Annotated in this window: 9 protein-coding genes; 6 read left to right on the forward strand and 3 right to left on the reverse strand. The window is 72.3% G+C overall.

Annotation, left to right across the window (positions count from 1 at the left end):
• Positions 1–75: 75 nt before the first annotated feature.
• The 3 genes from ACFWY5_RS10765 to ACFWY5_RS10775 are packed head-to-tail and all read left to right on the forward strand — an operon-like array spanning position 76 to position 3,957.
• On the forward strand, positions 76–2,274 hold the full coding sequence (locus ACFWY5_RS10765; protein ID WP_379631329.1) for a xanthine dehydrogenase family protein molybdopterin-binding subunit: 2,199 nt from the start codon (positions 76–78) through the stop codon (positions 2,272–2,274).
• A gap of 9 nt (positions 2,275–2,283) precedes the next feature.
• On the forward strand, positions 2,284–2,517 hold the full coding sequence (locus tag ACFWY5_RS10770) for an EF-hand domain-containing protein (RefSeq protein WP_379611464.1): 234 nt from the start codon (positions 2,284–2,286) through the stop codon (positions 2,515–2,517).
• A gap of 60 nt (positions 2,518–2,577) precedes the next feature.
• Positions 2,578–3,957, forward strand: a complete 1,380-nt coding sequence (locus tag ACFWY5_RS10775) for an NCS2 family permease (RefSeq protein WP_379611462.1) — start codon at positions 2,578–2,580, stop codon at positions 3,955–3,957.
• Between the two features lie 40 nt (positions 3,958–3,997).
• Here ACFWY5_RS10775 and ACFWY5_RS10780 read toward each other — a convergent pair whose 3' ends face one another.
• Positions 3,998–6,916, reverse strand: coding sequence for a BTAD domain-containing putative transcriptional regulator (locus tag ACFWY5_RS10780; protein ID WP_379631331.1), 2,919 nt, complete (start codon positions 6,914–6,916; stop codon positions 3,998–4,000).
• A 67-nt stretch (positions 6,917–6,983) separates the two neighbouring features.
• A complete protein-coding gene (locus ACFWY5_RS10785; protein WP_379611459.1) occupies positions 6,984–7,958 on the reverse strand; it encodes an excalibur calcium-binding domain-containing protein in 975 nt (324 codons plus the stop codon).
• 173 nt (positions 7,959–8,131) lie between these two features.
• Between ACFWY5_RS10785 and ald the strand changes: the two genes are divergently transcribed.
• Positions 8,132–9,247 carry an alanine dehydrogenase gene (ald, locus tag ACFWY5_RS10790; protein ID WP_379631333.1) on the forward strand — a complete coding sequence of 372 codons (1,116 nt, stop codon included), beginning with the start codon at positions 8,132–8,134 and terminating at the stop codon, positions 9,245–9,247.
• 2 nt (positions 9,248–9,249) lie between these two features.
• On the opposite strand, the gene ACFWY5_RS10795 is transcribed toward ald, so the two are convergent.
• Complete coding sequence (locus tag ACFWY5_RS10795) at positions 9,250–9,957, reverse strand: DUF3105 domain-containing protein (protein ID WP_379611456.1); 708 nt, start codon at positions 9,955–9,957, stop codon at positions 9,250–9,252.
• Between the two features lie 117 nt (positions 9,958–10,074).
• Between ACFWY5_RS10795 and ACFWY5_RS10800 the strand changes: the two genes are divergently transcribed.
• Positions 10,075–10,683 carry a DUF305 domain-containing protein gene (locus ACFWY5_RS10800; protein ID WP_379611455.1) on the forward strand — a complete coding sequence of 203 codons (609 nt, stop codon included), beginning with the start codon at positions 10,075–10,077 and terminating at the stop codon, positions 10,681–10,683.
• The gene (locus ACFWY5_RS10805; protein ID WP_379631335.1) at positions 10,680–12,074 is read left to right on the forward strand and encodes a phytoene desaturase family protein; all 1,395 of its coding nucleotides are present in this window, start codon (positions 10,680–10,682) and stop codon (positions 12,072–12,074) included. The genes ACFWY5_RS10800 and ACFWY5_RS10805 overlap by 4 nt, the downstream gene beginning before the upstream one ends.
• The last annotated feature ends 3 nt before the right edge of the window (positions 12,075–12,077 follow it).

Below are 12,077 nucleotides of genomic sequence, written 5' to 3' on the forward strand. Positions count from 1 at the left end.
TGCCCGCCAACCGCTGACCGTGATTTCACCTGTCGCGCATAGGACGCCCGCGCCGGCCGGTGCTGTACTCGGAAGATGACGGAGACGGTCGGCACGGCGCGGCAGGGCGTCGGTGAGAGCGCGCAGCGGCCCGACGCGACGCTGAAGGTGACGGGCGAGTTCGCGTACGCGTCCGATCTGTGGCTGGACGGCATGGTCTGGGGCGTGACGCTGCGCAGCCCGCACGCCTCGGCCTGGATCAGGTCGATCGACGTGGGCCCGGCGCTGCGGATGGCGGGCGTGCACGCGGTGCTGACGCACGAGGACGTGCCGGGCGAGAAGTTCTACGGCCTGGAGCACCACGACCAGCCGGTGCTCGCCATCGACCAGGTGCGCTACCAGGGCGAACCGGTGGCACTGGTGGCGGCCGACCATCCGGAGACGGCCCGGCGCGCGGCGGCGGCGATCTCCGTCGAGTACGAGCCGCGCCCCGCGGTCACCGACCCGAGGGCGGCGGCCGGCGATCCGAGCCAGCCGCACGTGCAGCCGGGCGGCAACATCCTGCGCAGGCAGCCCGTCACGGTCGGGGACACGTTCGAGGCCGACGTGGTGGTGAGCGGCGAGTACGAGGTCGGCATGCAGGACCAGGCCTTCCTCGGCCCGGAGTCCGGGCTGGCGGTGCCCGACGGCGAGGGCGGCGTGGACCTCTACATCGCCACCCAGTGGCTGCACGTCGACCGCGACCAGCTCGCCCCCTGCCTGGGTCTGCCGCCGGAGCGGGTACGGCTCACGCTGTCGGGCGTCGGCGGCGCGTTCGGCGCCAGGGAGGACCTGTCGATGCAGGTCCACGCCAGCATGCTCGCGCTGCACCTGAACCGGCCGGTCAAGATGTCCTATGGGCGCGAGGAGTCGTTCTTCGGCCACGTGCACCGCCACCCGGCGTGGATGCGCTACGAGCACGGCGCCACCCGCGACGGCAGGCTCGTCTACGTCAAGGCCGAGATCCTCCTGGACGGCGGCGCCTACTGCTCCTCCTCTCCCGCCGTCGTCGGCAACGCGGCCTCGCTGGGCGTCGGCCCGTACGAGGTGCCGAACGTGCGGGTGGTCGCCACCGGCGTCTACACCAACAACCCGCCCTGCGGGGCGATGCGCGGCTTCGGCGCCGTGCAGGCGTGCTACGCCTACGAGTCGCAGATGGACAAACTCGCCGCCGCCTGCGGCCTGTCGCCGGTCGAGATCCGCGTCCGCAACGCCGTCTCGCAGGGCTCGCGGCTCATCACCGGCCAGCTCATCGACGCGCCCGCCCCGCTGGCGGACATGCTGCGCACGCTGGAGTCGATGCCGCTGCCCGCCGCCGCGGACGACCGCGCCGACCTGCGCGACCTGCCGGGCGGCGTCTCACAGACCACCCACGGCGAGTCGGTACGGCGGGGCGTCGGCTACGGCGTAGGCATCAAGAACATCTGCTTCTCCGAAGGCTTCGACGACTACTCCACGGCCAGGGTCCGCGCCGAACTGGTCAACGGCGAGCCGCACGTCACCGTGCACACCGCCGCCGCCGAGGTCGGTCAGGGGCTGGTGACCGTACAGGCGCAGATCGCCAGGACCGAGCTCGGCGTCGACGACGTCACCGTGGCCACGGCGGACACGGCGGTCGGCTCGGCGGGGTCGTCGTCGGCCTCCCGGCAGTCCTACGTTACCGGCGGCGCGGTGAAGGCGGCGTGCGAGGCGGTGCGGGCGCGGTTCCAGGGGCTGGAGGCGCGGGCGGCGCTGGAGAAGTTCGGGCCGATCGAGGAGACGCGGGAGTTCCGGCACCGGCCGACGTACCCGCTGCACCCGGTGACCGGGCAGGGCGACTCGCACACCCAGCTCGCCCTGTGCGTGCACCGGGCGGTCGTGGACGTGGACGTCGAGCTCGGGCTGGTCAAGGTGGTGGAGCTGGCGGCGGTGCAGGACGTCGGGCGCATACTCAACCCGCTCGCGCTGGAGGGGCAGATCCACGGCGGCACCGCGCAGGGGCTCGGGCTGGCGCTGATGGAGGAGATCCAGGTCAGGGACGGGCGCGTGGTGAACCCGTCGTTCACCGACTACCTGATCCCGACCATCCTCGACATGCCGCCGATGCGGCTGGAGATCCTGGAGAACGCCGACCCGGCCGCGCCGTACGGGCTGAGAGGGGCCGGTGAGCCGCCGACGCTGTCCTCGACGCCCGCGATCGCGGCGGCGGTGCGCGACGCGACCGGCCTGGCGCTTGCCCGGGTGCCGATCCGGCCCGAGGAGATAGCCCTCCTATAGGTTGTCCGGATGAGCAACATCGAGGCTGAGGCGAGAGAAGAATTCGCCAGATTCGACACCGACGGCGATGGCGTCATCACCGTCGAGGAGATCCGGAAGGTCAACGAGGCACTGGGGACGCACGGCCTCGACCGCACCGAGATCGAGCTGTTCATCAGGTCGGCGGACAAGAACGGGGACGGGCACATCGGACTGGAGGAGTTCGTCGCCATGGTCGGCGGCGGACGGCACGAGAAGGCATGACCGGCTCCCCCGCCGGGTAGGCAACCGGCAATCCCCCTTGATCGCTAGGGGGGGACCGCTGTGCTCGACCGCTTCTTCGAGCTGTCCGGGCGGGGGACGACCGTCGGCCGTGAGGTACGCGGTGGCATCACCACGTTCATGGCCATGGCCTACATCATCCTGCTCAACCCGATCATCCTGGGCGGCGCCAAGGACGTCACCGGCGCGCAGCTCACCATCGCCCAGCTCACCACCTCCACGGCGCTGGCCGCCGCCATCTGCACGCTGCTCATGGCCGTGGCGGGCAACGCGCCGTTCGGGCTGGCGGCCGGGCTCGGGCTGAACGCGGTGGTGGCCTACCAGGCGGCGCCGTTCATGACCTGGGCGCAGGCGATGGGGCTGGTGGTGCTCGAAGGCGTCGTGATCATCATCCTGGCCGTGACCGGGCTGCGCACACTGATCATGAACGCGATCCCGCTGGCGCTCAAGCACGCGATCAGCGTCGGCATCGGCATGTTCATCGCCCTGATCGGCCTCGTGGACGCCGGATTCGTCGGACGCGGCACCGGGACGCCCGTACAGCTCGGCGCGACGGGCCATCTGACCGGCTGGCCCGTGGCCGTGTTCTGTTTCGGGCTGCTGCTCATGATCATCCTGTACGTCAGGAAGACGCCGGGCGCCATCCTCATCAGCATCGTCGTCACCACGATCGTGGCCGTGATCGTGAACTCGCTGGCCGTCGTCGACCCCAAGACCTGGGGCATCGTGGTGCCCCGGCTGCCCGAGTCGCTCGTCGCGGCGCCCGACTTCGGGCTGGTCGGGCAGGTGGACGTGTTCGGCGGCTTCGCGCGGGCGGGCGTGGTCACCGCGACCGTGGTGCTGTTCACGCTGGTGCTGTCCGGGTTCTTCGACGCGATGGGCACGATCATCGGGGTCAGCGACGAGGCGGGCCTGGTCGACGCCCAGGGCCGGGTGCCCCGGCTCGGCGCCATCCTCACCGTGGACGGCGTCGCCGGCGTCGTGGGCGGCTCCATGAGCGCCTCGGCCAACACCGTCTTCGTGGAGTCGGCGGCCGGGGTCGGGGAAGGGGCGCGTACCGGTCTGGCGAGCGTCGCGACCGGGGCGTTGCTGGGGCTGACGCTGCTGTTCACGCCGCTGGCCGCCGTGGTGCCGCCCGCCGCGGCCACGCCCGCGCTCGTGCTGGTCGGGGCGCTGATGATGACGCAGTCGCGCAAGGTTCCCTGGGAGGACCTGGACCTGGCCATCCCGGCGTTCCTGACGATCGCGCTGATGCCGTTCACGTACTCGATCACCAACGGCGTCGGCGCCGGGGTGATCTCCTACACGCTGATCAAGGCGGCCCGCGGCAGGTTCTCCGAGATCCCCTGGCTGCTCTGGGTGGTCTCGGTGATCTTCGTGGCGTACTTCGGGATCACCGCGCTGGAGGGGCTGTTCGGCTGACGGCCAGAGCCGCGTGGACCGCGTGCCGTTCCACCCGGACCTACTCCTCCCAACGCGGGTTCTTCAGTACGGCGGCCAGGGCCGCCGCCCGCTCGGCCAGCTCCTCGGCCTCCTCCAGGCGGCCCAGCTCGCGCAGGGCACGCGTGCGGCCGACCATGTGGCGCAGCTCGCCGATGCGGTTGGACACGCTGCCGATCAGGGCGGCGGCGCGGTCGAAGCGGCTCAGCGACCGCTCGGGCCGGCCCAGAGCCAGGCAGGTCTCGCCCATGATCAGGTGGGCCAGGCCCTCCTGTAGGGCGTCGCCATCGCTCACGGCGCCGGCCATGACCTCGGCCAGGGGTTCCGCCGCCTCCTCCGGCCGGCCCAGCCCCAGCAGGGCGCTGCCGATCATGAGCTGGGCGTAGCGGATGCCGACCCGGATGCCGAGATCCCGCGCGATCACGAGCTGCGCCCGCGCGAAGGCCAGGGTCTGGCCATGGCGTTCGGAGATCAGGTTCAGGTTGGCGAGGTTGCCCAGGGCGCGCAGCTCGCCGAAGCGGTCGCCGAGCCGCCTGGCCAGTTCGAGCGCGGCCTCGTGGTGTCCGGCCGACTCGCCCAGCCGGTCGGCCATCCACAGGGCCTCCGCCACGTGGGCGTGGGCCTGCTGGGCGAGTGCCGGCTCGTCCAGCCGCCGGGTCACGGCCAGCGCCAGCTCGTTGCACTCCAGCATGTCGATGGTGTGGTAGGCCATGCTCTGGAACCACATGAAGGAGAAGGTCAGCGCGACGCCCAGCCTGGCGATCTCCTCGTCCTGGCCGGACATCGCCTGCTTCGCCGCGGAGACGAGGTTGGCCGACTCGGCCGTCAGCCAATCCTGGCCCTGCCGCGGGGTGTCCAGGGCCGCGGGCTCGGCCGCCACGGGCGGGATGACAGGCTGAAGGCGATGCGGGTCCACCAGAACGCTGGCGTGCCGGGCGGACGCCACGCAGAACGCCAGAGCCCTGGCCACCGCGGCCTGGGCGCCCTCGGGCCGGAGCTCCGCGGCGAACAGGCGGACCAGATCGTGCAGATGGAAACGGTCGGCACGGCCGCGTTCGACCAGATGGGCGTCGGCCAGGCGGCACAGGGCCGCGGCCGCCTCGGCCGTGCCCGAGCCCAGCAGCGCGGCGGAGAACGCGACCGTGATCTCGGGGAAGTGGAGCTCGCCGAGCAGGGACAGCAGGCGGGCGGCGGCCCTGTCGCGGGGATGCGGGCTGTCGTGCAGCGCGCGCCAGCTCGACGTGAGCGCGGAGCGGACCGCGAAGTCGCCGATCTGCAGCTCGTGCAGGCGGCGGCGCTCGTCGCCGAGCCGCGTCACCAGGTCGGCGACGCTCCAGCCCGGATGGTCGGCCAGGCGCGCGCCGGAAATGCGCAGGGCCAGCGGCAGCCCGTCGCACAGGCGCGCCAGCCGTTCCGCCTGGGCCGGGTCGGCCGCCACCCTGTCGGCGCCCGCCAGTGTGGCGAGCATCGCGGTGGCCTCGGCGGGCAGCAGCCCCTCCAGCCGGACCTGCGCGCAGTCGTCGCCCGCGGCCAGTGTCTCCCTGCTGGTGACGATGAGGGCCGCGCCCAGCGGTGCTGACAGGAGCGGCCGCACGTGACCGAGACCGGCGGCGTCGTCGAGGACCACCAGGACGCGCCTGCCGCCCATCCTGCTGCGCCACTCGGCCGCCGCCTCGTCCTGATCCACCGGTACGGCACTGCCCGGCACACCCAGGGCCCGCAGGAACCGGCCGAGCACCTCCAGCGGAGTCAGCGGTGGCACGCCGGGCGTCCTGCCGTGCAGGTTCACGAACAGCTGGCCGTCGGGGAAGCGGTCCTTGACGGCGTGGGCCAGCTTCAGCGCCAGGGCGGACTTGCCGATGCCGGGCGGCCCGGAGATCGCCACCAGCGGATGCCCCTGCTCGGCGAGCAGCGTCGTCAGCCTGGCCAGCTCCCCGGCCCGGCCCACGAACCCGATGAGCGCACGGGGAAGCTGCCGCGGCACCGGATCCCGGCCGGCCCGCGGCTCCGCGCTCCCGGGAACGATCTCCCCACTGCCCCGCGCCGGCACGCGCTCCTCGGCGTCCGGTGCCGTCACGCGCTCCCCGCTGCCCCGCACCGACACGGGCTCCTCGGTGTCCGGCGCCTTCACGAGCCCGCTCCGGTCCGGTGGTTCCCCGGGCGGGTTCTCGCCCGCGATCCCGGGGACGGGGTCGCCGCGGAGGATCAGCTCGTGGCAGTGGCGCAGACCCTTGCCCGGGTCCACTCCCAGCTCGTCCGCCAGGACGCGGCAGCCGTCGGCGAAGACCTCCAGCGCCTCCGCCGAACGTCCGCAGTGGTAGAGGGCGAGCATGAGCAGTTCGCGCAGCCGTTCGCGCAACGGGTGGTGGGCCAGCAGGCCGTCGAGGGAGTCGACCGCGGCGTCCGCGCGGCCCGTCTTCAGCAGGACGCCGGCCCGCAGCTCGGCAGCCGACAGCCCCAACTCCTGCAGACGGTGCCGCTCCGCCCCGGCGAACGGGCCCGGCACGCCGCCGCACAGCGGGTCGCCCCTGACCAGCCCCAGCGCGCGGTCCAGAGCCGACAGCGCGGCCGGGTGCTCGTCGTGCCGCCCGAACCGCCTGGCCTCCTCGACGAGAGCGGTGAACTCGCGGGCGTCCACGAGGCGCGGATCCAGCCGCAGCTGATAGCCGCCCGCGCCGCCCACCAGCACGCTCGGCGGCTCCCGCCGTCCGCGCACCGGCTCCATCACCGCGCGCAGGCCGGCCACGTAGGTGTAGACGCTCTGCCCCGCCGAGCGCGGAGCCCGTGCGCCCCACAGCCCCTCGATCAGCGCCGTCATCGTGACCGGGTGGGGCGCGTGCGCGGCCAGCATCGCCAGGACCGCCTGCCGGCGGGGCGGCCCCGCGACGAACGCCCCCGCCGTCGTGCGCACACCCACCGGGCCGAGCAACAGAATCCGCACCTGACAACCCTCCGAAGGCCAGACTCAACCAGGAGCCTAGCCACCGCCCCCGACAGTCCGGCGCGGCTCAGAGGTCGGCGGAGTTGCAGGCGGTGCCGTTGTTGTCCTTGTCCACGTACCAGGTGTATTCGGTGTGCCGGCCCTTGGTGTAGGGGCCGAGACCCGCGGCCACCGCCTCCTTGCAGGACGGGTGGCGCTTGTCCTTGGCGGGCAGCAGGGAGCCGCCGGTCGGGTTGGCCCCGACCGGGGTGTTGGCGGCCGGCGTGGTCGCGTTCGGGTTGCCGGTGCCCGGGGGCGTGGTCGCGTTCGGTGCGCCGGTGCCGGTGTTGGGCGCCCCGGTGTTCGGCGCCCCGGTGTTGGGCGCGCCGGTGTTCGGCGTCCCCGTGTCCGGCAACCCTGTGGTCGGGGCTCCGGTGCCGGGGAGGCCGGTCTCCGGGGCGCCGGTAGGGGCGCCCGTGCCGCCCGCGCCCAGGCGGGCGGCGAGGGCTTCGGCCTCGGCCTTCGGCAACGGGCCGATGCTCACGCTGTCGCCGTCCATCGCCTGCAGGACGGACGGCGCGGCCACGACGACGTTCGGCGGCGTCAGCACCACGGCCAGCGGGCGCTGGTCGCCGGCGAGCTCCTGGATGATCGTGGCCACCCGCGTCTTGAAGGCGGGCGCCATCGCGATGCGGACCGAGTACGTGCCGTCGTCCTCGGCCACGGTCTCGATCTGCTGCACGGCGTTGACCGTGACGCCCTTGCCGATCAGGTAGCAGGTGGTCTTCAGCTCGTCCAGGACCGCCTCCTCACCGGGGCAGGGCGCTTCCTTCGACTCGCGCACGGGCGCGAAGTGGATGGGGGTGGCGAGCTGCAGCGGCGGCACCGCGCCCAGCAGCGGGGCGTCGGGGCTCCTGGTCATGAGGACGGCCACCGCCCCCAGCACCCCGGCGATCACGATCACCAGGACGAGCGAGACGATCAGGACGATCGTGGTGAGCTTGCTGGCCTGCGGCTGTTCAGGCCGCGGCGTGTCGGAGACCGGTGGATTCTCCATCGACATGGACGACGACCCCATCCTGGCGTTCGCGGGCTGCCGGTGAGCTTATCGAGGACAAGCCGGACCGGGGTAATCAGCCGGAATTTCTCCACTTTCCACCATGGTGTGAGGAAGAATGGAAGAACAATTACAGATTGTCGATAGTTCTGTTTGACTGGCGAGCCGAGAGTGGTCTCATGAAGGTCGGAGTACCCCGCGAGATCAAGAACAACGAGTTCCGCGTGGCTCTCACCCCCGCGGGCGTCCACGAGTTCGTACGGCACGGCCACCAGGTCCTCGTCGAGCGGGACGCGGGCACGGGCTCGGCGATCCCCGACGCCGACTTCGCCGCCGCGGGCGCGCTCATCCTGGACGGCGCGGACGCCGTCTGGGCCGAGGCGGACCTGGTCATGAAGGTCAAGGAGCCGGTGGCCGAGGAGTATCACCGGATGCGCAAGGGCCAGGTGCTGTTCACGTACCTGCACCTGGCGGCTTCCGAGCCGTGCACCCGCGCGATGCTGGAGTCGGGCGTGACCGGCGTCGCGTACGAGACCGTGCAGACGGCGAACGGCGCGCTGCCGCTGCTGGCCCCGATGTCCGAGGTGGCCGGACGGCTCGCGCCCCAGGTCGGCGCCTACCATCTGATGCGTTCCGAGGGCGGCAGAGGCGTGCTCATGGGCGGCGTGCCCGGCGTGCGGGCGGCGAACGTCGTGGTGATCGGCGCCGGCGTCTCCGGGATGAACGCGGCCGCCATCGCGCTCGGCATGCAGGCCGAGGTGCTGCTGCTGGACCGCAACATCGACAAGCTGCGCCAGGCCGACGCCATCTACCAGGGCCACTGCCAGACGGTCGCCTCGAACACACTGGAGGTCGAGCTCGCGGTGCTGGAGGCCGACCTGGTCATCGGGGCGGTCCTGGTGCCGGGGGCAAGGGCGCCGAAGCTGGTCTCCAACGACCTCGTACGCAGGATGAAACCCGGCTCGGTGCTGGTGGACATCTCCATCGACCAGGGCGGCTGCTTCGAGGACTCGCGCCCGACCACCCACGCCGACCCCACCTACCGGGTCCACGACTCGATCTTCTACTGCGTGGCCAACATGCCCGGCGCGGTGCCGCACACCTCCACGTACGCGCTGACGAACGTGACCCTCCCCTATGCCCTGGCCATCGCCGACCTGGGCTGGGCGCGGGCGCTACGCGAGGACCCCGCGCTGGCGCACGGCCTCAGCACACACGAAGGGCACCTCACCAGCCGGCCCGTGGCCGAGGCGCACGGGCTGGAGTGGGTGCCCATCGAGGACGTGCTCGGCTAGCCCTACTGGTTCGACGACGACGGCGTCGGGGCCGGGCTGCCGCTCGGCTGCCCCTGCTGCTGCGGCTCGGGCGGCAGCGGCTGCTGATCGGCGGTCGTCGTGATCGCCTGGTTGCCGCCGCAGGTCGCGCCCGGCTCGGGGGTGTCCTTGCCGTTCTGGTACTTCTTGATGAACGCGGGCAGCTTCTCGTCGGCCGCCTTCTCCAGCTTCAGCTGGTGTCCCCAGGAGGAGGCCACGATCGGCGCGGGCAGGTTCGGGAACGGGCTGACGAGCATGTACTCGAGGCTGCCCGTCTCACTGGCGACCTTCTTCAGCGCGTCGATCTCGGCCTTGGGAAGATCGGGCCGGTAGGTGATCCAGATCGCGCCGTGCTCCAGCGAGTGCACCGCGTGCTCGGGATGGATGGGCTTGTCGTAGATGTCGCACTGCTGCCAGTAGTTGTTGTGCTCGCCGCCCACCGGCGGGGTCTCCTTGTAGGTGACCGCGTTCCACACGTGCTGTCCGGCGTCGTACTTGACACTGGTGACGGCGTCGAGCGAACTGGCCCTCGACTGGTTGATCAGGTAGAAGCCGACCACGCCGACGAGCAGCACGATGACCGCGCCACCCGCTCCCCACATGAGGAACGCGGTGCGGCGCTCCTTACGCCTCTGCGCGGCCCGCATCTTGTCCAGATGCTCGCGCCGCGCCTGCGCTTTCTCCTTCGTCATCGCGATTTTCCTCCATCGGCATGCCAACTGCGGGTCACCCTATGCCCTCCGGGCGTATATGGAGAATAAGAAGCTTAACGACGAGCTCACGCCGGCCCTGGGTACGCTGGGAGCGACATGAACAAGCTCATCGCCGTCGGCGCGGTCGCTCTCGCGGCCATCGCCGCTTTCCTGCTGTTCGGCCGGGGAGGCACGCCGTCCGAGACCTCCGCGGAGGCCGGGTTCGCCCGCGACATGGCCACCCATCACGCCCAGGCCGTGGACATGTCGTTCACGATCAGGGACAAGGGCCCCGCCCCCGAGGTCAGAAACCTCGCCTTCGACATCATCAACACTCAGGCGAACCAGCGCGGCATGTTCCTCGGCTGGCTGCAGCAGTGGGATCTCGGCCAGTCGACCGATCTGCGGCCGATGACGTGGATGAGCGGGCACGGGCACGGCGGGCAGCCGCTCAAGGCGGGCGTGATGCCCGGCATGGCCACGCGCGAGGAGCTGGACAAGCTCAAGGGCCTGCAGGGCAAAGCGGCCGAGGTGCTGTTCCTGCAGCTGATGATCCGCCACCACGAGGGCGGCGTGCAGATGGCCAGAGGGCTGCTGCCGCTGTCGGAGCGTGAGGAGGTGACCAGCATGGCGCAGAAGATCATCGACGGCCAGAACGGCGAGATCAAGCTGATGACCGACATGCTCGGGCACCGCGGGGCGCAGCCGCTGCCGTCCATCTTGTGACCTACGACGCGGCGGTGGTCGGCTCCGGTCCCAACGGGCTCGTGGCCGCGATCACGCTGGCCGCCGCGGGACGCCGGGTGCTGCTGCTGGAGGCGGCCGGCCGGTTCGGGGGCGCGCTGCGCTCGGCCGAGCTGACGTTGCCCGGCCGCGTCCACGACGTGGGCGCCACCGTGCTGGCCATGGCGCTGGTCTCGCCCGCCTTCCGGGCGCTCGGGCTGACGACGATCGCGCCGTTCGCGCAGCCCGAGGTCGCCGTGGCCCATCCGCTGGACGACCGGCCCGCCGCGCTGGTCCATCGCGACGCCGGCCGTACCGCGGAGGGCTTGGGGCGGGACGGGGCGGCGTGGCGCGCGTCGGTCGGGGCGGCGGCCCGCGCGGGCGCGCCGCTCGTGGAGACGCTGCTGTCGCCGCTCTCGCCGCCCAGGGCTCCGCTGGCGGCGGCGCGGTTCGGGCTGCTCGGGGCGCTGCCCGCGACCGTGCTCGGGCGGGCGCTGTTCCGGACCGTCGAGGGGCGGGCGCTGCTGGCGGGCATGGCCGCGCACTCGGTGCTGGACCTGCGTTCGCCCATCACGAGCGGGTACGGCATGCTGCTCGCGGCCAGCGCGCACATGGTGGGCTGGCCGCTGGTCAGAGGCGGTTCGCAGGTGCTGGCCGACGCGCTGGTGGAGCGGCTGAGAAGGCTCGGCGGCACCACGGTGAGTGGCCACCGGGTGCACGACCTGCGCGAGCTGGACGCCCCGATCATGATGCTGGACGTGACGCCCCGGCAGTTCCTGCGGATGACCGAGCTGCCCACCGGCTACCGCGACCGGCTGCGGCGCTTCCGGTACGGGCCGGGCGTGTTCAAGATGGACTGGGCGCTCGACGGCCCCGTGCCCTGGTGTGACCCGCGGGTGGCGCGGGCGGGCACCGTCCACCTGGGCGGCACGCTGGAGGAGATCGCGCTGAGCGAGGCCGAGGTGTCGGCGGGACGCCACTCGCCGCGGCCGTACGTGCTGCTGGTGCAGCCCTACGCGGCCGACCCCACGCGGGGCGGGCACACGCTGTGGGCCTACTGCCATGTGCCGCGCGGCTCGTCGGCCGACATGAGCGCCGCGATCGAGGCGCAGATCGAGCGGTTCGCGCCCGGCTTCCGCGAGCGGGTCCTGGCCCGGCACACGATGAACACCGCCGACCTGGAACGGTTCGACCCGAACCTGGTCGGCGGCGACATCAACGGCGGCACCGGCTCCCTCGGGCAGTTCGTGAAACGGCCCGTGTGGTCACCGGCGCCGTGGCGCACGCCGCTGCCCGGCGTCTACCTGTGCTCCTCCTCCACCCCGCCCGGCGGAGGGGCGCACGGTATGGGCGGCTACCACGCCGCCCGCCTGGCACTGCGCGAGCACCCCTGACGG

This window comes from Nonomuraea sp. NPDC059007 (assembly GCF_042740555.1).
Classification (GTDB): Bacteria; Actinomycetota; Actinomycetes; order Streptosporangiales; family Streptosporangiaceae; genus Nonomuraea.

Excerpts from the sequence above, each read along its gene's own strand:
- ACFWY5_RS10770 (WP_379611464.1), top strand. The coding sequence starts at position 2,284 with ATGAGCAACATCGAGGCTGAGGCGAGAGAAGAATTCGCCAGATTCGAC.
- ACFWY5_RS10800 (WP_379611455.1), top strand. The coding sequence starts at position 10,075 with ATGAACAAGCTCATCGCCGTCGGCGCGGTCGCTCTCGCGGCCATCGCC.
- ACFWY5_RS10795 (WP_379611456.1), bottom strand. The coding sequence starts at position 9,957 with ATGACGAAGGAGAAAGCGCAGGCGCGGCGCGAGCATCTGGACAAGATG.
- ACFWY5_RS10785 (WP_379611459.1), bottom strand. The coding sequence starts at position 7,958 with ATGTCGATGGAGAATCCACCGGTCTCCGACACGCCGCGGCCTGAACAG.
- ACFWY5_RS10765 (WP_379631329.1), top strand. The coding sequence starts at position 76 with ATGACGGAGACGGTCGGCACGGCGCGGCAGGGCGTCGGTGAGAGCGCG.
- ald (WP_379631333.1), top strand. The coding sequence starts at position 8,132 with ATGAAGGTCGGAGTACCCCGCGAGATCAAGAACAACGAGTTCCGCGTG.